Origin of the sequence: Escherichia sp. R1, from assembly GCF_003000935.1 — a bacterium.
GTDB classification, from domain to species: Bacteria; Pseudomonadota; Gammaproteobacteria; order Enterobacterales; family Enterobacteriaceae; genus Escherichia; species Escherichia coli.
On sequence record NZ_PSRU01000018.1, the window covers coordinates 52806 to 73798 of the forward strand.

Below are 20993 nucleotides of genomic sequence, written 5' to 3' on the forward strand. Positions count from 1 at the left end.
ACAACGTCACCTTGTTCCAGACGTTGCATCGCGCTCTTTAATACACCGCCTGGAAAGAATCATGCCTGGCCCGCACAGTTTTCGGCAGATTCTTTCCACCAATGGACGCATGCCTGAGGTTCTTCTCGTGCCTGATATGAAGCTTTTTGCTGGTAACGCCACCCCGGAACTAGCACAACGTATTGCCAACCGCCTGTACACTTCACTCGGCGACGCCGCTGTAGGTCGCTTTAGCGACGGCGAAGTCAGTGTACAAATTAATGAAAATGTACGCGGTGGTGATATTTTCATCATCCAGTCCACTTGTGCCCCTACTAACGACAACCTGATGGAATTAGTCGTTATGGTTGATGCCCTGCGTCGTGCTTCCGCAGGTCGTATCACCGCTGTTATCCCCTACTTTGGCTATGCGCGCCAGGACCGTCGCGTCCGTTCCGCTCGTGTACCAATCACTGCGAAAGTGGTTGCAGACTTCCTCTCCAGCGTCGGTGTTGACCGTGTGCTGACAGTGGATCTGCACGCTGAACAGATTCAGGGTTTCTTCGACGTTCCGGTTGATAACGTATTTGGTAGCCCGATCCTGCTGGAAGACATGCTGCAGCTGAATCTGGATAACCCAATTGTGGTTTCTCCGGACATCGGCGGCGTTGTGCGTGCCCGCGCTATCGCTAAGCTGCTGAACGATACCGATATGGCAATCATCGACAAACGTCGTCCGCGTGCGAACGTTTCCCAGGTGATGCATATCATCGGTGACGTTGCAGGTCGTGACTGCGTACTGGTCGATGATATGATCGACACTGGCGGTACGCTGTGTAAAGCTGCTGAAGCTCTGAAAGAACGTGGTGCTAAACGTGTATTTGCGTACGCGACTCACCCGATCTTCTCTGGCAACGCGGCGAACAACCTGCGTAACTCTGTAATTGATGAAGTCGTTGTCTGCGATACCATTCCGCTGAGCGATGAAATCAAATCACTGCCGAACGTGCGTACTCTGACCCTGTCAGGTATGCTGGCCGAAGCGATTCGTCGTATCAGCAACGAAGAATCGATCTCTGCCATGTTCGAACACTAATCGAACCCGGCTCAAAGACCCGCTGCGGCGGGTTTTTTTGTCTGTAATATCCATTTGTATGACCTATGCCTCCTTCACCTGCCATTTAGTTGACAGATGATGCGCTCACGGATGAAACATTATTGTGAACAAAATATTTTCCTCACATGTGATGCCTTTCCGCGCTCTGATCGACGCTTGCTGGAAAGAAAAATATACTGCCGCACGGTTTACCCGTGACCTGATTGCCGGGATAACCGTCGGGATTATTGCTATCCCGCTGGCGATGGCGTTGGCTATTGGTAGTGGTGTGGCCCCCCAGTACGGTTTATATACCGCAGCTGTTGCGGGGATTGTCATTGCTCTGACGGGGGGGTCACGCTTTAGCGTTTCCGGTCCGACTGCGGCATTTGTGGTAATTCTCTATCCCGTTTCGCAACAGTTTGGACTGGCAGGACTGCTGGTTGCGACCTTGCTGTCGGGAATCTTTTTGATTCTGATGGGGCTGGCACGCTTTGGTCGCCTGATTGAGTATATTCCGGTTTCCGTCACCTTAGGTTTCACCTCGGGTATCGGGATCACCATCGGTACCATGCAGATTAAAGATTTTCTCGGTCTGCAAATGGCCCATGTCCCGGAACATTATCTACAAAAAGTCGGCGCATTATTTATGGCGCTGCCGACCATTAATGTGGGTGATGCAGCCATTGGCATTGTGACGCTTGGCATTCTGGTTTTCTGGCCGCGTCTGGGCATACGTTTACCCGGCCACCTTCCGGCCTTGCTGGCTGGTTGCGCGGTGATGGGGATTGTTAACCTGCTCGGCGGACATGTTGCTACCATCGGTTCGCAATTCCACTACGTCCTGGCCGATGGTTCTCAGGGTAACGGTATTCCGCAACTGCTGCCGCAACTGGTGCTGCCGTGGGATCTGCCTAATTCAGAATTCACGCTAACCTGGGATTCTATTCGCACCCTGCTGCCTGCGGCATTCTCAATGGCAATGCTCGGCGCAATCGAATCTCTGCTCTGCGCCGTGGTGCTGGATGGTATGACCGGGACGAAACACAAGGCGAACAGCGAACTGGTTGGACAGGGACTGGGGAATATTATCGCTCCGTTCTTTGGTGGTATTACCGCTACAGCTGCCATCGCGCGTTCTGCCGCTAACGTCCGTGCCGGGGCAACTTCCCCTATCTCGGCGGTGATCCACTCTATTCTGGTTATTCTTGCCCTGCTGGTACTGGCACCGCTGCTCTCCTGGCTGCCGCTTTCCGCCATGGCAGCCCTGCTGTTGATGGTGGCGTGGAACATGAGTGAAGCGCACAAAGTGGTCGACTTGCTGCGTCATGCACCGAAAGATGACATCATCGTCATGCTGCTGTGCATGTCGCTGACCGTGCTGTTCGATATGGTTATTGCCATCAGCGTGGGGATCGTGCTGGCATCGCTGCTGTTTATGCGTCGTATCGCACGTATGACTCGCCTGGCACCGGTAGTCGTAGACGTTCCAGACGATGTCCTGGTTCTGCGCGTTATTGGCCCGCTGTTTTTTGCTGCCGCTGAAGGCTTATTCACGGACCTGGAGTCACGTCTTGAAGGCAAACGGATTGTGATTCTGAAGTGGGATGCCGTTCCGGTACTTGATGCTGGTGGTCTTGATGCGTTCCAGCGTTTTGTGAAGCGTCTGCCCGAAGGATGTGAACTGCGCGTGTGCAACCTGGAATTCCAGCCACTGCGCACTATGGCTCGCGCAGGCATTCAACCGATCCCGGGACGCCTCGCATTCTTCCCGAATCGTCGCGCGGCGATGGCGGATTTATAAGTACGAGATTGACCAGTCAGCGCAAACTGACTGGTCAGCAAACTGCATTATTTGTTAGCTATGACGGCGATTATCGCTACGGCGGCAACGTTTGTCATAGTGGCGAACCCACCAGTAACGGTCGCACACCTGTTCATGCCCGCCAACACGGGCACCTGCCAGCCAGAGAATCGCACCGACGAAAATACTTAGCACAGCACCATGTGCGAAATACTGGGGCATATTAAACTGTGGTAACTGGTTGAGGATTGAATACCCCACGCCGACCACCATTACCACCAGACCCAACCCCATGAGCACGTTACCGAGTAACGAAGCGTTTTTGCGTTTCATATGTCACCTCCGGAACTTTCTGGGTTGTAACAGGGAATACCCCTCTTCCTTATGCGTAAAGTATAGACAACACCCTGTGGGTTATGTGCGGGTGTGATCACAATTACAACCCTTACTTCAACAAAACTTTACAAATAAACGCCTGAACACCTTGACTTTCTAATAGTCCACTCAGGCAATAATTGCATTATCTACATTTGATACGCAGTTTTTTGTCAAGCGGGGCCGCAACCAGTAAACTACGCGCCAGTTATGTACACACTCAGGACAAAAAAACGTGACGATTAAATTGATTGTCGGCCTGGCGAACCCCGGTGCTGAATACGCCGCAACGCGACATAATGCTGGTGCCTGGTTCGTTGACTTACTGGCAGAGCGATTGCGCGCTCCGCTGCGCGAAGAGGCTAAATTCTTTGGTTATACTTCGCGAGTCACCCTTGGAGGCGAAGATGTCCGCCTGTTAGTCCCGACTACATTTATGAATCTCAGCGGCAAAGCCGTTGCGGCGATGGCCAGTTTTTTCCGCATTAATCCGGACGAAATTCTGGTGGCCCACGACGAACTGGATCTGCCTCCTGGCGTCGCCAAATTTAAGTTGGGTGGCGGTCATGGTGGTCACAATGGACTGAAAGACATCATCAGTAAATTGGGTAATAACCCTAACTTTCACCGTTTACGCATCGGAATCGGTCATCCGGGCGATAAAGATAAAGTTGTCGGTTTTGTGTTAGGCAAACCGCCTGTTAGTGAACAGAAGTTAATTGATGAAGCCATCGACGAAGCGGCGCGTTGTACTGAAATGTGGTTTACAGATGGCTTGACCAAAGCAACGAACCGATTGCACGCCTTTAAAGCGCAATAAGTCGTTGTCTGCGGCATTTTTGCCGAGTGCCGTGTATAATAGGCAAAGTTATTTCCATTTCTGCAATCTGTTAGCAATAACAGGTTGATTATTAAGATATTAAGGTGATTTAAATCATGGGATTCAAATGCGGTATCGTCGGTTTGCCCAACGTCGGGAAATCTACCCTGTTCAACGCGCTGACCAAAGCCGGTATTGAAGCGGCCAACTTTCCATTCTGCACCATCGAGCCGAACACTGGCGTCGTACCAATGCCTGACCCTCGCCTGGATCAACTGGCTGAAATCGTAAAACCGCAGCGTACACTTCCCACGACCATGGAATTTGTCGATATCGCCGGTCTGGTAAAAGGCGCATCGAAAGGCGAAGGTCTGGGTAACCAGTTCCTGACCAACATCCGTGAAACCGAAGCGATCGGTCACGTTGTTCGCTGCTTTGAAAATGACAACATCATTCACGTTTCCGGCAAAGTTAACCCGGCGGATGATATTGAAGTTATCAACACCGAACTGGCGCTGGCGGATCTCGACACCTGTGAACGTGCGATTCATCGCGTACAGAAGAAAGCCAAAGGTGGCGATAATGACGCGAAAGCCGAGCTGGCGGTACTGGAAAAATGCCTGCCCCAGCTGGAAAACGCAGGTATGCTGCGTGCGCTGGATTTAAGCGCTGAAGAGAAAGCGGCTGTTCGTTACCTGAGCTTCCTGACGCTAAAACCAACAATGTACATCGCCAACGTCAACGAAGACGGTTTTGAAAACAACCCGTATCTTGACCAGGTGCGTGAAATCGCAGCGAAAGAAGGTTCTGTTGTAGTTCCGGTTTGTGCTGCTGTTGAAGCAGACATTGCCGAACTGGACGACGAAGAGCGTGACGAGTTTATGCAGGAGCTTGGGCTGGAAGAGCCGGGCCTGAACCGTGTGATCCGTGCCGGTTATAAGCTGCTGAACCTGCAAACTTACTTCACCGCTGGGGTGAAAGAAGTGCGTGCATGGACCATTCCGGTTGGTGCAACCGCGCCGCAGGCAGCGGGCAAAATCCATACTGATTTTGAAAAAGGCTTTATCCGTGCACAAACCATCTCGTTTGAAGATTTCATCACTTACAAAGGTGAACAAGGCGCGAAGGAAGCAGGCAAAATGCGTGCAGAAGGTAAAGACTACATCGTTAAAGATGGCGATGTGATGAACTTCCTGTTCAACGTCTAATTCCGCGTAATATCCTGGCGGTTAATAACGAGCCATTATGTGAGTTGCACGTAATGGCTTTTTTACGCCTGCTACGCGTCTTCTTTCAATTCTGAGTTACCAAAACTCATAATCAGACTCCTGACAATATTAACAATGCAGCTTTTATGTGATAACAATCACAGTGCATTAACCGTTCAAGAGTTTGTCATGAAAAAAACATTTACCTTCAGCCTGTTAGCAATTGTCTTTGCAAGCCTGTTGAGTGCTTGTGTTCCCCACCATCATCACCGCCACAGCGATGGCCCTCGTGGTCCTGCGCCCTCAGGTAAGCCAATGCCACCTTCAAATGGTGGACCAAATCACGGCAGTCATGGTCGCTATTAATTAGCAATTCATAGCGGGAAAGTACATACTCTCCCGCTATCCACGGCGCTTAAACTGCCCTGCATCAATGCCATGTTGCTTCATTTTCCGCCACAGCGTAGTGCGGCCGATCCCAAGTAAAGCCGACATTTCCTGAATGCGACCGCCTGTGACCTGGGCTGCGTTAATAATTGCCTCTTTTTCAACTTCCGCAAATGACAGACTGGTGGAAAGGCGGGTGGCGCTGACATCATCTGTCGCCTGCTCGGTAAACAGATGTTCCGGCAAATCACTGACGCGAATGCGCCCATTATCACTACTCAGAGCAAGATTCTCGATGACGCTGTAAAGTTCAAAATCGTTGCCAGGCCATGCACAGGAAACCAGGCGAGCGAGGGCATCGTCATCAATTTTCAGCCGCGTAGAGAAGCGTTTTTCAAGGCTGCGTAATTTGTTATTCACCAGCGCCGGAATGCTGCCACGCCGCATACGCAGTGGCGGGATGGTAATTTCAAATGCATGCAGCGCGTAATACAGCTGGCGACTAAAACGATTTTGTTCCACCAGCATTGCGAGGTCCGCGGTCGTTGTGGCAATCACTTTGACATCAATGGGTATTAAACGCCGCGCATCCAGTCGCGTGATAACCCCCTGCTTGATAACCTGAAGCAAGGCAGACTGTAACTCCACCGCCAGATATTCAATCTTTTCAAGAAACAGCGTGCCGCCGTGCGCCAGTTCCAGCCGACTCAGACGGCCATTTTCACTATCCGTGCGATCGCCACCAATAAATTCTTCCGCCAGCGCCGCATCACCATATAACTCACAATTGACGGCGATATAAGGCCCCGCTGCACGCTCGCTTTCATTATGAATTGCCTGACTTAGCAGTGCCTTGCCCACGCCCTCTTCTCCACAAAGCAGGACAGGAAAGCTACTGCGTGCCGCCTGGCGACCAAAATGAATCAAGCGGCGGGTTTGCGGATCGTCCTGTGGCATATGAGCGAAGGTATGGCTGACTTTTCCTAATTGACTGGTCATTAACTGCCGCATCTGTTCCACAGGATGGAGCAATAAAATAAAGCTGGTTCCCTGCGTTTCTATTATCGGTTTAAGGGTTATCACCGCATCAATAAACTGATGCTGACTTTCAAAGGTGGCTTCTACGTGTTTGAGCGGATGTGCCTGTTTTATTGCTTGTTGCAATACGGCGGGTAACGTTAAGAGTTCAGTGATTGCCCTTCCCTGACTTGCCGTCGCGTCAAGGCGCAAGACTCGCGCCGCCTGGGCGTTGATAAATTGCAAATTACCCTGCTCGTCCCAGCTAATCACGCCATCATCCATACTTTCTAACAGGGCATTAAGTTGATTTAAATGACGGTTAGTTTCAGCGAGCAAACTGTCCGTCAGCAGTAAATTTCCGACCTCGCGTGCGATTGCCAACGTCAACGGCAAATCAGCTGCGGTAGTTTGCTCAACCGGACACGCCAGCGCTATTGTTCCCGTCAATCGGCCCTTGCTGTCAAACAACGGCGTTGCGCAAAAGGCCCAGTTCCAGAGTGCCTGTTTGAAATGTTGATCGGCCATCGTTTTCACGGCCTGACCAGAGATAGCCGCTAACGATAGCGCACAAGTACCAATAATTCCCTCGGCGCAATACGTGCCGTCATTGAATCCCAGTACACTTAGCTGCTGCAAGGTTTGCGGATCGCCATTACGGCTGAGAATGCAGGCGGTTTCATCGAGGATAAGCAACGCACACTCTCGCGGTGCCATATATTCCCAGGCATCTTCCAGCGCAGCCTGCCCGAGCGTCAGCATCGCTTTCTTACGCCGATAAATAGAAGCAAATGTCACGCCCTGGGCCTGGTGTGGTACGTTCCATGTCTCCCGTTTCATCAGCTTATTGCATCTCTCCCAGGAGGTTGCAATTAAGGGAGATATGCCCCGACCATCGTTGTTAAAAGCGCCACTCATATCCCGCATCCCTTATGACAAAAGGTGTTCCGGCTCGCAATTTTAAGTATTAATACACGTAAAAGTTTCAATATGGAACATTCATTAAAGCATATGTTTCACTATGAAACATAATTTGAGCTAATTTTCTTTTCCCTTGCCTGATGCACAATGGATTCATCGGCAGTCAGTGGTCGCCGTGTCGTTGAACATCATCCATGCCCTACCGTAATTGCTGGAGCAAAATAATGAAAAAATTGATCAATGATGTGCAAGACGTACTGGACGAACAACTGGCAGGACTAGCGAAAGCGCATCCATCGCTGACACTGCATCAGGATCCGGTGTATGTCACCCGAGCTGATGCCCCCGTTGCAGGAAAAGTCGCCCTGCTGTCGGGTGGCGGCAGCGGACACGAGCCGATGCATTGTGGTTATATCGGTCAGGGGATGCTTTCTGGGGCCTGTCCGGGCGAAATTTTCACCTCACCGACGCCCGATAAAATCTTTGAATGCGCCATGCAAATTGATGGCGGCGAAGGTGTACTGTTGATTATCAAAAATTACACCGGCGATATTCTTAACTTCGAAACAGCAACCGAGTTACTGCACGATAGCGGCGTAAAAGTGACCACTGTGGTCATTGATGACGACGTTGCAGTAAAAGACAGTCTTTATACCGCAGGGCGGCGCGGCGTTGCCAACACCGTATTAATTGAAAAACTCGTAGGTGCAGCGGCGGAGCGTGGCGACTCACTGGACGCCTGTGCGGAACTGGGGCGTAAGTTGAATAATCAAGGCCATTCAATAGGTATCGCTCTCGGTGCCTGTACCGTTCCTGCCGCGGGCAAACCTTCTTTTACCCTGGCGGATAATGAGATGGAGTTTGGCGTCGGCATTCATGGTGAGCCAGGTATTGACCGCCGCCCCTTCTCTTCCCTTGATCAAACCGTCGATGAAATGTTCGACACCCTGCTGGAAAATGGCTCATACCATCGCACTTTGCGTTTCTGGGATTATCAACAAGGCAGCTGGCAGGAAGAACCACAAACCAAACAACCGCTCCAGTCTGGCGATCGGGTGATTGCGCTGGTTAACAATCTTGGCGCAACTCCGCTTTCTGAGCTGTACGGCGTCTATAACCGCCTGACCACACGTTGCCAGCAAGCGGGATTGACTATCGAACGTAATTTAATTGGCGCGTACTGCACCTCACTGGATATGACCGGTTTCTCAATCACCTTACTGAAAGTTGATGACGAAACGCTGGCACTCTGGGACGCCCCTGTCCACACCCCGGCCCTTAACTGGGGTAAATAAGGAGAAAGCAATGTCACTGAGCAGAACTCAAATTGTTAACTGGCTCACTCGTTGTGGCGATATTTTCAGCACCGAGAGCGAGTATCTTACTGGACTGGATCGCGAGATTGGCGACGCTGACCACGGGCTAAATATGAATCGAGGCTTTAGCAAAGTGGTGGAAAAACTCCCTGCTATCGCAGATAAAGATATCGGTTTCATTCTCAAGAATACCGGCATGACGCTACTTTCCAGCGTCGGAGGTGCCAGTGGTCCGCTGTTCGGTACCTTCTTTATCCGCGCCGCACAGACAACCCAGGCACGGCAAAGCCTGACGCTGGAAGAGCTTTATCAGATGTTCCGCGATGGCGCGGACGGCGTAATCAGTCGCGGGAAAGCCGAACCTGGCGATAAAACCATGTGTGATGTGTGGGTGCCGGTGGTGGAATCGTTACGTCAGTCCTGCGAGCAAAATCTCCCTGTTCCGGCGGCGCTCGACGCTGCCAGTAGCATCGCCGAATCCGCTGCACAAAGTACGATTACGATGCAAGCCCGCAAAGGCCGCGCCAGTTATCTCGGTGAACGCAGTATTGGTCACCAGGATCCCGGCGCGACCTCGGTGATGTTTATGATGCAAATGTTGGCGTTAGCCGCAAAAGAGTAAGGAATTGGTGATGGTAAACCTGGTCATAGTTTCACATAGCAGCCGACTGGGAGAAGGTGTCGGTGAATTAGCCCGTCAGATGTTAATGAGTGATAATTGTAAAATCGCCATTGCCGCGGGAATTGACGATCCACAAAATCCCATTGGTACCGATGCCATCAAAGTGATGGAGGCCATCGAATCTGTTGCCGATGCCGACCATGTGCTGGTCATGATGGATATGGGTAGCGCATTATTGAGTGCTGAAACTGCGCTGGAATTGCTGGCTCCCGAGATCGCCGCAAAAGTACGTTTGTGTGCTGCGCCGTTGGTCGAAGGTACACTGGCAGCAACGGTCAGCGCGGCCTCGGGGGCGGATATCGACAAAGTGATCTTTGACGCCATGCATGCGCTGGAAGCCAAACGTGAACAACTGGGTTTACCGTCCTCCGACACTGAAATCTCTGACACATGTCCTCCGTACGATGAAGAAGCCCGTTCTCTGTCGGTGGTCATAAAAAACCGTAACGGCCTGCATGTACGTCCGGCCTCCCGGCTGGTTTATACCTTATCGACATTTAATGCCGATATGTTGCTGGAGAAAAACGGCAAATGCGTTACACCGGAGAGTATTAACCAGATTGCGTTACTACAAGTTCGCTATAACGATACGCTGCGCCTGATTGCGAAAGGACCAGAAGCTGAAGAGGCACTGATCGCTTTCCGTCAGCTGGCTGAAGATAACTTTGGTGAAACGGAGGAAGTTGCTCCACCTACTCTGCGTCCCGTTCCGCCTGTTTCGGGTAAAGCCTTTTATTATCAACCTGTTTTATGTACGGTACAGGCAAAATCAACCCTGACCGTGGAAGAAGAACAAGAACGATTACGCCAGGCCATTGACTTCACGTTATTAGATCTGATGACGTTAACAGCGAAAGCAGAAACCAGCGGGCTTGACGATATTGCCGCAATCTTTTCTGGTCACCATACACTGTTAGATGATCCGGAACTGCAGGCGGCGGCAAGCGAACTCCTTCAGCATGAACATTGCACGGCGGAATATGCCTGGCAGCAAGTTCTTAAAGAACTTAGCCAGCAATACCAACAGCTGGATGATGAATATCTACAGGCTCGATATATCGATGTGGACGATCTTCTGCATCGCACCCTGGTCCACCTGACCCAAACGAAAGAAGAACTCCCGCAGTTTAACTCGCCAACTATTCTACTGGCGGAGAACATTTATCCCTCCACAGTACTGCAACTGGATCCAGCGGTTGTAAAAGGTATCTGCCTTAGCGCCGGAAGTCCGCTATCCCACAGTGCCCTAATCGCCCGTGAACTGGGAATTGGCTGGATTTGCCAGCAGGGTGAGAAACTGTATGCGATACAACCAGAAGAAACGCTAACGCTGGACGTTAAAACGCAACGTTTCAACCGTCAGGGTTAAACCACCGTTCGGATGGCATCATTCTGATGTCATCCGGCAATTTACTCTGCACTGATGTTTTTAACTACCTGTTATATTTTTCACCAAATTATGATGATTTTTCTTCGCTAATCGCAAACCCAACGTCGCTGGCTGACTAATAAACAGATGTTATTTTATCACTCTATTTCGCCGTTATTTATCCCTTTAATTCCCTTTTCTAAAATGTCTGTCAGTTCGCAGAATGTGATTTCGATCATGCAGCTAGTGCGATCCTGAACTAAGGTTTTCTGATACTTGAATACCGTTTTATTCGGTTTCGCCAAAGGAGAATGACTGATGAAATCCCCCGCACCTTCTCGCCCGCAAAAAATGGCGTTAATTCCAGCCTGCATCTTTTTGTGTTTCGCTGCGCTATCGGTGCAGGCAGAAGAAACATCGGTAACACCACAACCGCCTGATATTTTATTAGGGCCGCTGTTTAATGATGTGCAAAACGCCAAACTTTTTCCGGACCAAAAAACCTTTGCCGATGCCGTGCCGAACAGCGATCCGCTGATGATCCTTGCTGATTATCGGATGCAGCAACACCAGAGCGGATTTGATCTACGCCATTTCGTTAACGTCAATTTCACCCTGCCGAAAGAGGGCGAGAAATATGTTCCGCCAGAGGGGCAATCACTGCGCGAACATATTGACGGACTTTGGCCGGTATTAACGCGTTCTATCGAAAACACCGAAAAATGGGATTCTCTATTACCGCTGCCAAAACCTTATGTCGTGCCAGGCGGACGTTTTCGCGAGGTATATTACTGGGACAGTTACTTCACCATGTTAGGACTTGCCGAAAGCGGTCACTGGGATAAAGTCGCGGATATGGTGGCCAATTTTGCTCATGAAATAGACACTTACGGTCATATTCCCAACGGCAACCGCAGTTACTATTTAAGCCGCTCGCAACCGCCCTTCTTTGCCCTGATGGTAGAGTTACTGGCGCAGCATGAAGGCGACGCCGCGTTGAAACAATACCTGCCGCAAATGCAAAAAGAATATGCTTACTGGATGGACGGTGTTGAAAACCTGCAAGCCGGACAACAGGAAAAACGCGTTGTAAAACTTCAGGATGGTACCCTTCTCAACCGCTACTGGGACGATCGCGATACGCCACGACCAGAGTCATGGGTGGAAGATATTGCCACTGCCAAAAGCAATCCGAATCGACCTGCCACTGAAATTTACCGCGACCTGCGCTCTGCCGCTGCGTCTGGCTGGGATTTCAGCTCGCGCTGGATGGACAATCCGCAGCAGTTAAACACCTTACGCACCACCAGCATCGTACCGGTCGATCTGAACAGCTTGATGTTCAAAATGGAAAAAATCCTCTCCCGCGCCAGCAAAGCTGCCGGAGATAACGCGATGGCAAACCAGTACGAAACGCTGGCAAATGCCCGTCAAAAAGGGATCGAAAAATACCTGTGGAACGATCAACAAGGCTGGTATGCCGATTACGACCTGAAAAGTCATAAAGTGCGCAATCAGTTAACCGCGGCCGCCCTGTTCCCGCTGTACGTCAATGCGGCAGCGAAAGATCGCGCCAACAAAATGGCGACGGCGACGAAAACACATCTGCTGCAACCAGGCGGCCTGAACACCACGTCGGTGAAAAGTGGGCAACAATGGGATGCGCCAAACGGCTGGGCACCGTTGCAGTGGGTCGCGACAGAAGGATTACAAAACTACGGGCAAAAAGAGGTAGCGATGGACATTAGCTGGCACTTCCTGACCAATGTTCAGCACACCTATGACCGGGAGAAAAAGCTGGTGGAAAAATATGATGTCAGCACCACCGGAACAGGGGGCGGCGGTGGCGAATATCCATTACAGGATGGCTTTGGCTGGACCAATGGCGTGACGCTGAAAATGCTGGATTTGATCTGCCCGAAAGAGCAACCGTGTGACAATGTTCCGGCGACGCGTCCACTCAGTGAATCAACAACACAGCCGCTAAAACAAAAAGAGGCGGAACCTACGCCTTAACTTTACTGTATATCGAGCAATGCCATTACGTGCATAAAATTGGCATTGCTCTTTCTTCATCACGAAATACCAAATACCACTCTTTCTACGGTCTATGCCTTTATTTTCTTTTATTAGAGAAGATTTTAATTTTATTTTATCAACTTGTTAATCATTACACCTCTATTTATATTTTCCCCCACTCCCCATTCTCCCTGACAATTTTCTTGTGGAACAAAGTGTTATTTAAGAAACAAGCAAATCATTCTGTCTCTTTAGACAAATTTTGACATCAAACATGATCTTTTTCGCTATATGTGTAAGTATATAGCGGTTTTAATTATCAGGATATTACTTATGTCACTAACCAGACGGAGGTTTACACAGATTCTTGCGTCGACATTGTTCCTGCATCATCTGCCGTCCTTTGCACAATCAGTCAAATTCTGGGCCTCACGGACGCTTCCCGAAGCCCAAAACATTACACGCATCGTCAGCGCAGGCGCGCCCGCCGATTTACTATTGCTGGCTGTCGCGCCAGAAAAAATGGTCGGTTTTTCCTCTTTTGATTTTGCCCGTCAGGCATTAATTCCATTGCCAGAGCACATTCGCCAGTTCCCCAGGCTGGGACGACTCGCCGGGCGCGCCAGCACACTCTCGCTGGAAGGGCTTATGGCGTTACATCCCGATTTGGTCGTTGATTGCGGCAATACGGATGAAACCTGGATCTCCCAGGCACGGCAGGTTAGCGAACAGACACAAATACCCTGGTTATTGCTTAACGGGAAACTGGAACAATCAGCAGAACAGTTAACAACGCTTGGCAAAACGTTAGGCGAAGAGCACCGCGCCGCAGAACAAGCCAATCTCGCCAGCCGCTTCGTTGGTGAAGCTCAGGCATTCGCCACCTCACCCGCCGCTAATCTCAGCTTTTATGCTGCGCGCGGTCCTCGAGGGCTGGAAACGGGCTTACAGGGTTCGTTGCATACCGAGGCGGCGGAATTATTAGGTTTGCACAACGTCGCGCAAATAGCCGATCGCCACGGTCTGACACAGGTTTCCATGGAAAATCTCCTGCGCTGGCAGCCGGATATTATTCTGGTTCAGGAGGCCGTTACTGCAGATTTTATTCGTCGTGATCCTCTCTGGCAGGGCGTGAAAGCCGTTGCGGAACAACGCATCTTATTTTTAAGTGGCCTGCCCTTTGGCTGGCTGGATGCCCCGCCGGGAATCAACCGTCTTCTGGGATTACGCAGACTTCACGCCTGGCTGGATCCCGCCATCAATCGCCAGTTTAAAAGTGACATACAGCATTACGCCCAACTGTTCTGGCATTGTTCACTCAGTGACGCCGACTATCAAAAATTGGTGGCGAGCTAATGAGAACCGTAAACGGATGTATTTTGCTGCTAGCAGCTATCAGTATCACTTTTGCCGCCGTAAGTGGGGCTTATCATCTCGATATGCAGCAACTGCTGGCGCTCATTCTTCGTCAAGAAAATGTTCCTGTGCAGGAACAAATTGTCTTCTGGCAAATCCGCGTGCCGCGTATTCTTGCTGCGCTGTTTCTGGGCGCGGCGCTGGCAGGGGCCGGAACCACCTATCAGGGAATGTTGCGTAATCCCTTAGTGTCACCGGATATTTTAGGCGTCTCCGCCGGTGCCGGACTTGGTGCCTGCGCGGCAATCCTGTGGGGATTATCCATTGTTTACATCCAGCTGTACGCATTTTGCGGCGGGCTGATGGTGGTCGCGGGCGTCTGGTTGATTACGCGTCGGGTGACCCGCCACGATCCGATCTTAACCCTGGTGCTGGTAGGTATTGCGTTAGGCACGTTGTGCGGAGCGGGGATATCGCTAATAAAAACGCTGGCCGATCCTTACACCCAGTTACCGTCAATTACCTTCTGGTTGCTGGGGGGGCTGTCCACCGTGACCTTACGCGATCTCTGCTATGCTGCACCGATCATTCTCATAGGCTCCTTGCCCCTGTTTTTTCTCCGCTGGCGCATGAATTTACTCACGCTTTCCGACGACGAAGCCCGTTCGCTGGGACTGAACGTGACACGTCTGCGCTTTGGATTGATTGTCTGCGCCACACTCATCACCGCCAGCACGGTAGCAATAGCGGGCATAATTGGTTGGGTCGGACTGGTCGTTCCGCACATTGCCCGCTTGTTGACCGGTCATAACCATCAGCAGCTGTTGCCCATGGCAATGTGTACTGGCGCGATTCTGCTCCTGCTTACCAATACGCTGGCACGCAGCATTGGAACAACAGAAATCCCACTTGGCATTCTGACCGCTTTTGTTGGCGCACCGTTTTTCCTGTTTTTGTTGTTACGCGGAGGTCGCCAGTGACTTTGCTTGCCGTCCGTCATGCGTCTCTGGGTTACTCCCGCCATCCGGTGCTACGCGACGTGTCCTTCACCCTGTCGCAAGGAACAATTTGTTGTCTGTTAGGAGTCAATGGTTGCGGCAAAACCACACTCATGCGCTCCATTCTTGGCGTTATACCGTTATTAAAAGGCGAGATCTTACTGGATAGCCTCCCTGTGCAGACACTCAGCCATCGCCAGCGCGCGCAGGCTATTGCCTGGGTGCCGCAGGCGCACGACGGCATTTTTGCTTTTAGTGTGCTGGATATGGTGTTGATGGGCCTGGCCCCCACCATAGGCGCTTTTTCCGTTCCCGGTAAGCAAGAACGCCTGAAAGCAACGGAGCAACTGGAAAAGCTGGGCATTTTGCATCTGGCGACACGACGCTGGAATACGCTTAGCGGCGGTGAACGTCAGCTGGCTTTAATCGCCCGTGCACTCGTCCAGCAACCGCGCTTGTTATTACTGGATGAGCCTGCCTCCAGCCTCGATTTCGGTCATCAGATCCAACTTCTGGACACGCTGGCGCAGCTCAAAAATAACGGCATGACAATGTTAATGTCGACTCATCATCCGCTCCATGCAAACGCCATTGCCGACAGCATTATCCAGGTAGAGCCAGATGGACGAGTAACACAAGGCTTACCGACCGAACAGTTAACAACGAAAAAACTGGCTGCCCTGTACCGGGTTTCTGCCGACCAGATTCACCATCACCTCTCTGCAATTAAGCACTAAGGAAAAATCATGCTCATTGACGATATTGATTTTGCAGACCTTTACCTTCAGCAACTCAGGCTGGCCCATCGCACAGAAAAAACGCCGGATCACTGGGATCAACGGGCGGAAAAAATGGCGGAAAATTGCGCCTCGCCTACGGACAGCTACCTGCAACAACTGACCTCAAAAATTGACCTGCAAGGCGCGCAAACCTTATTCGATATGGGCTGCGGACCGGGTACCGTATCGCTGGCGCTGGCGGACAAACTCACGACGATTTATGGCGTTGATTACAGTCAGGGGATGCTGAACGTTGCCGCCCGTCGCGCCGCCGCGCTAAAGGCAGACAATGTCCACTGGATCCAGCGCGCCTGGGAAGAGGACTGGAGTGACCTACCACGCTGCGATATTGCCGTGGCTTCCCGCTCCACTCTGGTGGCTGATATGCGCCAGGCAATGAGCAAACTGAATAATCAGGCACGGCTTCGCGTCTATACGACTCATCTGGTCAGCACCTCGTTCGTCTCTCCAGCCATTCAGCGGGCGGCTGGTCGGGAAGTGATCGAATTACCCAACTATATCTTTGCACTCAACGTCCTGTATCAGATGGGAATTTATGCTCACGTTGATTTTATCCGTGGACAAAATTGCCAACAGGATAACAGCACCTGGGAACGTTTTGAGCAGAACGTCAGCTGGAGTCTGGGCGCGCTTAACGACGATGAGCGTGAGCGGTTATATCGCTGGTATCAACAACAAGATGCTCGTGCCCTCGCCCCTGCCAGCCGCGACTGGGCGCTCATCTGGTGGGATAGCGTACCGCAGGAGACACTGCGATGATTTTCCTTTCTCAGGCACAAATCGATGCGTTACTGCTGGAAGATATCCAGGGCGGTGACCTGACCACGCGAGCATTAAATATTGGACACCAGCATGGCTATATAGAGTTTTTTCTCCGTCAGGGCGGCTGCGTCAGCGGAATTTCTGTCGCGTGTAAGATGTTAACTACGCTGGGATTAACTATTGATGACGCGGTCAGCGACGGTTCTCAAGCGAACGCGGGTCAGCGGCTAATCCGTGCGCAAGGTAATGCCGCAGCACTTCATCAGGGATGGAAGGCAGTCCAGAATGTGCTGGAGTGGAGTTGCGGTGTTTCTGATTATCTCGCTCAAATGCTGGCGTTACTTCGTGAACGTTACCCTGATGGCAATATCGCCTGCACCCGAAAAGCAATTCCGGGCACCCGCTTACTGGCCTCGCAGGCAATTCTGGCTGCCGGAGGACTGATTCATCGTGCCGGATGTGCGGAAACCATATTATTGTTTGCCAACCACCGCCATTTTCTTCATGACAATCAGGACTGGTCAGGCGCAATCAATCAGTTACGTCGCCACGCACCCGAGAAGAAAATAGTTGTTGAAGCCGACACGCCGAAAGAGGCAATCGCCGCGTTACGCGCGCAACCAGACGTACTTCAGCTCGACAAATTTAGTCCGCAACAGGCAACTGAAATTGCGCAAATAGCACCGTCGCTGGCTCCCCACTGCACGCTGGCTCTGACCGGCGGAATTAATCTGACAACACTCAAAAATTACCTCGACTGCGGCATTCGCCTTTTTATTACCTCCGCGCCTTATTACGCGGCACCTGCTGACATTAAAGTCAGTCTGCAACCCGCAGCCTCTATTTAATTCTTTGTTAAACGGAATTTATTCTATGAGACTCAAAAAACGTTATCTCTGCACAGTATTATCACTTGCCTTTACCCAGCAGGCCGTAGCGGCTCAGGAGAGCGACACGCTGACCGTATGGTCCAGTCCGGTATCATCAACGACGACCACCGTTCTCGATCAACCCACCATGAAGGCCCTGGATAAACAGAATGTCGCTCAGGCATTAAGTGTCGTCCCCGGCGTGGTGCTGCAAAAGTCAGGTAGCCGCAACGAAGAACAGGTCAAAGTTCGTGGCTTTGATAGTCGTCAGGTGCCGGTCTATTTCGACGGTGTGCCCATTTATGTTCCCTATGACGGCAACCTCGATCTGGCGCGGATTCTGACCAACAATTTGGGGGCAGTTGAAGTTTCCAAAGGGTATTCGTCGCTGCTTCAGGGGCCTAATCAGATGGGCGGAGCCATTAATATCACCACCCAGAAGCCAACAAAACCTCTGGAAGCAAATCTGGGATATCGCCAGGGATGGAGCCGTAGCCAGGACAATGCCTACGATATGCATGCTTCATTTGCCGCCAGCAGCGATCTGGGGTATTTGCAAGTCAGCGGTAGCCAGCTAAAGCAGGATTTTCTCGGCCTGCCGCATGGTGTAAATAATGATATTGCAGGCAAACACGGCAAGATGATTAATTCATCGGCTGATGATAAACGCGGCATTGTGAAGCTCGGTTTTACACCACGCGAAAACGATGAATACACATTGACTTACATTAAGCAGGATGGTGAAAAAGATAACCCGCCATACAGTGGAAATAGTGGTCAGAAATCACGCTACTGGCAGTGGCCAGAGTATGACAAAGAAAGTTTTTATTATCAGGGAACGACCCAACTAAACGATCGTTTTACCCTGAAAAGTCGGCTGTATCACGACACCTTTGAAAATACGCTAATGATGTACAACTCGCTGGCTGATTTGAAAAATAAAAAAGGCAGCTACAGCCATTATTCCGATTACAGCGACGGTGCCGGGTTACAACTGGCAGCCGATGTGCGTGAAAACGATCTGCTGTCGTTTGCCGTTAACTGGAAAGATGACGTACACCGGGAAAAAGGTGCGCCGCACGCCGCTTACGATCGCTATGAAGATCGTACCTGGTCGCTCGCCAGTGAATATCAATGGGCTGCTGCCGATAATGTCGATGTCGTGGCTGGAATCAGCTATGACTGGCGCGATAGCGTAGAAGCGAAAAAACATGAGAAAGATGGCAGTATCACCCATTATGACGACAACAATCAGTCAGCTTTTAACTGGCAGGTGATGGGGAAATACCACTTTGCCAATGAAGACACGCTGGCGCTTTCGTACTATGACCGCACACGCTTTCCGACGCTGAAAGAACGCTATACCACGTCCAAACCTGCGTATAACCAGATAGCGATTGTTAACCCGCAGCTCAAGCCGGAACGCGCGCGCGGGGTGGATTTAACCTGGAATGGTGCCTTCACGCACGACTGGGGATTTGAGGTCAGCGTTTACTATAACCGGGTGAGTGATGCCATCCTCTCGCACAATATCGATGCCGATACCATTCAAAATCAGAACAGCGGCACGGTGGATTACAGCGGTCTGGATGCCGGTATTAAGGGGAAAATCAGCAATATACTGGATGTAGGATTGAGCTACGCCCTGATCCACGCTGATGCCAAACGCAAAGACATCGGCAAGATAACCGATCTGCCAACGCAGACAATGACCGCATGGATGACTCTCAAACCGTGGGAGCCGTTAAGCGTAACGCTGTCGGAAGAGGCGCGTTCCTCCAGCTACAGCAACAGTGACGGTTCACAAAAAGCCGCCGGTTTTGCGGTGACCCACATTCGAGCCGATTACACCTTAGGTCATGGCTTCAGCGTTAATGCGTCGGTCAATAACCTGTTTGATACCAAATATGCCTACAGTGAAGGGTTTATTGAAGAAGGTCGCAATTTCTGGGCTGGTATCGAGTATACGTTCTGATGTGAAAGCGGATAGCGGCATCTGTATCGCTATCCGCCTTATGAAAATCTTATTCTCTTCGCAGGAGGCGGAATACGCCCAGCACCAGGATAGCGCCCACCACCGCCACCAGGAAGCTGTGCAAATTAAAACCGCTGATGGAGCCGCCAATGCCAAACATGGTCGCCAGCCAGCCGCCGACCACCGCACCGACTATCCCAAGAATACAGGTCAGGAAAAATCCACCACCATCACGCCCCGGCATGATTAGCTTGGCGATAATACCGGCTATCAGGCCAAAAATAATCCAGGCAATAATTCCCATGTTCAGGCCCTCGTTTCGATGAATCGGACGCAAGAAATGCTTACGTCAACGCTCTAAGTATAGGCAAGGGCGGGATCGATGCTGGGCGTATGTCGGCTGATTTAAGAACAACATGTAAAAAATATTCGCGCATTTGTATTAAGTTTTGTTAACTGCGACCGATAAACCAAAGACAGTTTGTCAGTCAGGAGTTTTTCCGCGTGAGTCATTACCATGAGCAGTTCCTGAAACAAAATCCGTTAGCCGTCCTGGGCGTGTTACGCGATTTGAACAAAGCCGCAATTCCTTTGCGTATCAGCTGGAATGGCGGGCAGCTGATCAGCAAAATACTGGCAATAACTCCGGATAAACTGGTGCTGGATTTCGGCAGCCAGGCCGAAGACAACATCGCCGTGCTAAAGGCGCAGCACATTACCATTACCGCCGAAACTCAGGGTGCGAAAGTCGAGTTTACTGTTGAACAACTACAGCAGAGTGAATACTTGCTGCTTCCGGCATTTATTACCGTACCGCCTCCCACCTTATGGTTTGTACAACGACGCCGATATTTCCGCATCACCGCCCCACTCCATCCGCCTTATTTTTGCCAGACCAAACTGGCGGATAACAGTACGTTACGTTTCCGCCTGTATGATTTGTCGTTAGGCGGCATGGGCGCATTACTGGAAACAGCAAAGCCTGCCGAATTACACGAAGGCATGCGCTTCGCTCAGATTGAAGTCAACATGGGGCAATGGGGTGTTTTTCACTTTGACGCCCAGTTAATCTCCATCAGCGAGCGCAAAGTGATTGATGGCAAAAATGAAACCATCACCACTCCCCGTCTGAGCTTCCGTTTTCTTAACGTCAGCCCGACGGTGGAGCGGCAATTACAGCGGATTATTTTCTCTCTCGAGCGAGAAGCCCGGAAAAAAGCGGACAATGTGCGCGACTGAT

18 protein-coding genes are annotated in these 20993 nt (G+C 51.1%); 15 read left to right on the top strand and 3 right to left on the bottom strand.

Annotated elements, in window-relative coordinates; translation table 11 throughout:
- The first annotated feature begins 127 nt into the window (after window positions 1-127).
- Together prs and dauA are read left to right on the top strand one after the other, a co-directional pair.
- On the top strand, window positions 128-1075 hold the full coding sequence (gene prs, locus C4F37_RS20170) for a ribose-phosphate diphosphokinase (protein WP_001298109.1): 948 nt from the start codon (window positions 128-130) through the stop codon (window positions 1073-1075).
- Between the two features lie 124 nt (window positions 1076-1199).
- Window positions 1200-2879, top strand: coding sequence for a C4-dicarboxylic acid transporter DauA (gene dauA, locus C4F37_RS20180; RefSeq protein ID WP_001033350.1), 1680 nt, complete (start codon window positions 1200-1202; stop codon window positions 2877-2879).
- A gap of 54 nt (window positions 2880-2933) precedes the next feature.
- Here dauA and ychH read toward each other — a convergent pair whose 3' ends face one another.
- Entirely contained in the window at window positions 2934-3212 is a 279-nt protein-coding gene (gene ychH, locus C4F37_RS20185; protein WP_000823885.1) for a stress-induced protein YchH, read from the bottom strand.
- A gap of 277 nt (window positions 3213-3489) precedes the next feature.
- Between ychH and pth the strand changes: the two genes are divergently transcribed.
- Window positions 3490-4074 (top strand): aminoacyl-tRNA hydrolase, encoded by a 585-nt coding sequence (gene pth, locus C4F37_RS20190; protein WP_001538645.1) that lies wholly within the window; start codon window positions 3490-3492, stop codon window positions 4072-4074.
- A gap of 116 nt (window positions 4075-4190) precedes the next feature.
- Window positions 4191-5282, top strand: a complete 1092-nt coding sequence (gene ychF, locus C4F37_RS20195) for a redox-regulated ATPase YchF (protein WP_001538644.1) — start codon at window positions 4191-4193, stop codon at window positions 5280-5282.
- A gap of 402 nt (window positions 5283-5684) precedes the next feature.
- On the opposite strand, the gene dhaR is transcribed toward ychF, so the two are convergent.
- Window positions 5685-7604: a dihydroxyacetone kinase operon transcriptional regulator DhaR gene (dhaR, locus tag C4F37_RS20205; RefSeq protein ID WP_001538643.1), complete on the bottom strand. Its 1920-nt coding sequence runs from the start codon at window positions 7602-7604 to the stop codon at window positions 5685-5687.
- Window positions 7605-7831: 227 nt separating this feature from the next.
- Here dhaR and dhaK point away from each other — a divergent pair, with 227 nt between their 5' ends.
- From dhaK to C4F37_RS20260, 10 genes are all read left to right on the top strand, one after another.
- Window positions 7832-8902: a dihydroxyacetone kinase subunit DhaK gene (gene dhaK / locus C4F37_RS20210; protein WP_000733694.1), complete on the top strand. Its 1071-nt coding sequence runs from the start codon at window positions 7832-7834 to the stop codon at window positions 8900-8902.
- A 10-nt stretch (window positions 8903-8912) separates the two neighbouring features.
- Window positions 8913-9545, top strand: a complete 633-nt coding sequence (gene dhaL / locus C4F37_RS20215; protein WP_001298093.1) for a dihydroxyacetone kinase subunit DhaL — start codon at window positions 8913-8915, stop codon at window positions 9543-9545.
- Window positions 9546-9555: 10 nt separating this feature from the next.
- Window positions 9556-10974, top strand: a complete 1419-nt coding sequence (dhaM, locus tag C4F37_RS20220) for a dihydroxyacetone kinase phosphoryl donor subunit DhaM (protein ID WP_001538642.1) — start codon at window positions 9556-9558, stop codon at window positions 10972-10974.
- Window positions 10975-11292: 318 nt separating this feature from the next.
- Window positions 11293-12990: an alpha,alpha-trehalase gene (gene treA / locus C4F37_RS20225; RefSeq protein WP_001538641.1), complete on the top strand. Its 1698-nt coding sequence runs from the start codon at window positions 11293-11295 to the stop codon at window positions 12988-12990.
- Window positions 12991-13326: 336 nt separating this feature from the next.
- Window positions 13327-14349 (top strand): iron ABC transporter substrate-binding protein, encoded by a 1023-nt coding sequence (locus C4F37_RS20235; protein ID WP_000060148.1) that lies wholly within the window; start codon window positions 13327-13329, stop codon window positions 14347-14349.
- Window positions 14349-15329: a FecCD family ABC transporter permease gene (locus C4F37_RS20240; RefSeq protein ID WP_001773895.1), complete on the top strand. Its 981-nt coding sequence runs from the start codon at window positions 14349-14351 to the stop codon at window positions 15327-15329. The genes C4F37_RS20235 and C4F37_RS20240 overlap by 1 nt, the downstream gene beginning before the upstream one ends.
- Window positions 15326-16084 carry an ABC transporter ATP-binding protein gene (locus tag C4F37_RS20245; protein WP_001538640.1) on the top strand — a complete coding sequence of 253 codons (759 nt, stop codon included), beginning with the start codon at window positions 15326-15328 and terminating at the stop codon, window positions 16082-16084. The genes C4F37_RS20240 and C4F37_RS20245 overlap by 4 nt, the downstream gene beginning before the upstream one ends.
- A gap of 9 nt (window positions 16085-16093) precedes the next feature.
- Window positions 16094-16906, top strand: a complete 813-nt coding sequence (locus C4F37_RS20250) for a class I SAM-dependent methyltransferase (RefSeq protein WP_000904011.1) — start codon at window positions 16094-16096, stop codon at window positions 16904-16906.
- On the top strand, window positions 16903-17757 hold the full coding sequence (modD, locus tag C4F37_RS20255; protein WP_000576827.1) for a ModD protein: 855 nt from the start codon (window positions 16903-16905) through the stop codon (window positions 17755-17757). The genes C4F37_RS20250 and modD overlap by 4 nt, the downstream gene beginning before the upstream one ends.
- A 25-nt stretch (window positions 17758-17782) precedes the next feature.
- Window positions 17783-19753, top strand: a complete 1971-nt coding sequence (locus C4F37_RS20260) for a TonB-dependent receptor plug domain-containing protein (RefSeq protein ID WP_001538639.1) — start codon at window positions 17783-17785, stop codon at window positions 19751-19753.
- Between the two features lie 49 nt (window positions 19754-19802).
- Here C4F37_RS20260 and C4F37_RS20265 read toward each other — a convergent pair whose 3' ends face one another.
- Window positions 19803-20057 carry a GlsB/YeaQ/YmgE family stress response membrane protein gene (locus tag C4F37_RS20265; RefSeq protein WP_000511315.1) on the bottom strand — a complete coding sequence of 85 codons (255 nt, stop codon included), beginning with the start codon at window positions 20055-20057 and terminating at the stop codon, window positions 19803-19805.
- A 200-nt stretch (window positions 20058-20257) separates the two neighbouring features.
- On the opposite strand from C4F37_RS20265, the gene ycgR reads away from it, so the two are divergent.
- A complete protein-coding gene (ycgR, locus tag C4F37_RS20270) occupies window positions 20258-20992 on the top strand; it encodes a flagellar brake protein YcgR (protein ID WP_000020177.1) in 735 nt (244 codons plus the stop codon).
- The last annotated feature ends 1 nt before the right edge of the window (window position 20993 follow it).

Excerpts from the sequence above, each read along its gene's own strand:
- C4F37_RS20260 (WP_001538639.1), top strand. The coding sequence starts at position 17,783 with ATGAGACTCAAAAAACGTTATCTCTGCACAGTATTATCACTTGCCTTT.
- modD (WP_000576827.1), top strand. The coding sequence starts at position 16,903 with ATGATTTTCCTTTCTCAGGCACAAATCGATGCGTTACTGCTGGAAGAT.
- C4F37_RS20265 (WP_000511315.1), bottom strand. The coding sequence starts at position 20,057 with ATGGGAATTATTGCCTGGATTATTTTTGGCCTGATAGCCGGTATTATC.
- ychF (WP_001538644.1), top strand. The coding sequence starts at position 4,191 with ATGGGATTCAAATGCGGTATCGTCGGTTTGCCCAACGTCGGGAAATCT.
- dhaR (WP_001538643.1), bottom strand. The coding sequence starts at position 7,604 with ATGAGTGGCGCTTTTAACAACGATGGTCGGGGCATATCTCCCTTAATT.
- dhaK (WP_000733694.1), top strand. The coding sequence starts at position 7,832 with ATGAAAAAATTGATCAATGATGTGCAAGACGTACTGGACGAACAACTG.
- dhaM (WP_001538642.1), top strand. The coding sequence starts at position 9,556 with ATGGTAAACCTGGTCATAGTTTCACATAGCAGCCGACTGGGAGAAGGT.
- ychH (WP_000823885.1), bottom strand. The coding sequence starts at position 3,212 with ATGAAACGCAAAAACGCTTCGTTACTCGGTAACGTGCTCATGGGGTTG.
- C4F37_RS20250 (WP_000904011.1), top strand. The coding sequence starts at position 16,094 with ATGCTCATTGACGATATTGATTTTGCAGACCTTTACCTTCAGCAACTC.
- treA (WP_001538641.1), top strand. The coding sequence starts at position 11,293 with ATGAAATCCCCCGCACCTTCTCGCCCGCAAAAAATGGCGTTAATTCCA.
- C4F37_RS20235 (WP_000060148.1), top strand. The coding sequence starts at position 13,327 with ATGTCACTAACCAGACGGAGGTTTACACAGATTCTTGCGTCGACATTG.
- C4F37_RS20240 (WP_001773895.1), top strand. The coding sequence starts at position 14,349 with ATGAGAACCGTAAACGGATGTATTTTGCTGCTAGCAGCTATCAGTATC.
- dhaL (WP_001298093.1), top strand. The coding sequence starts at position 8,913 with ATGTCACTGAGCAGAACTCAAATTGTTAACTGGCTCACTCGTTGTGGC.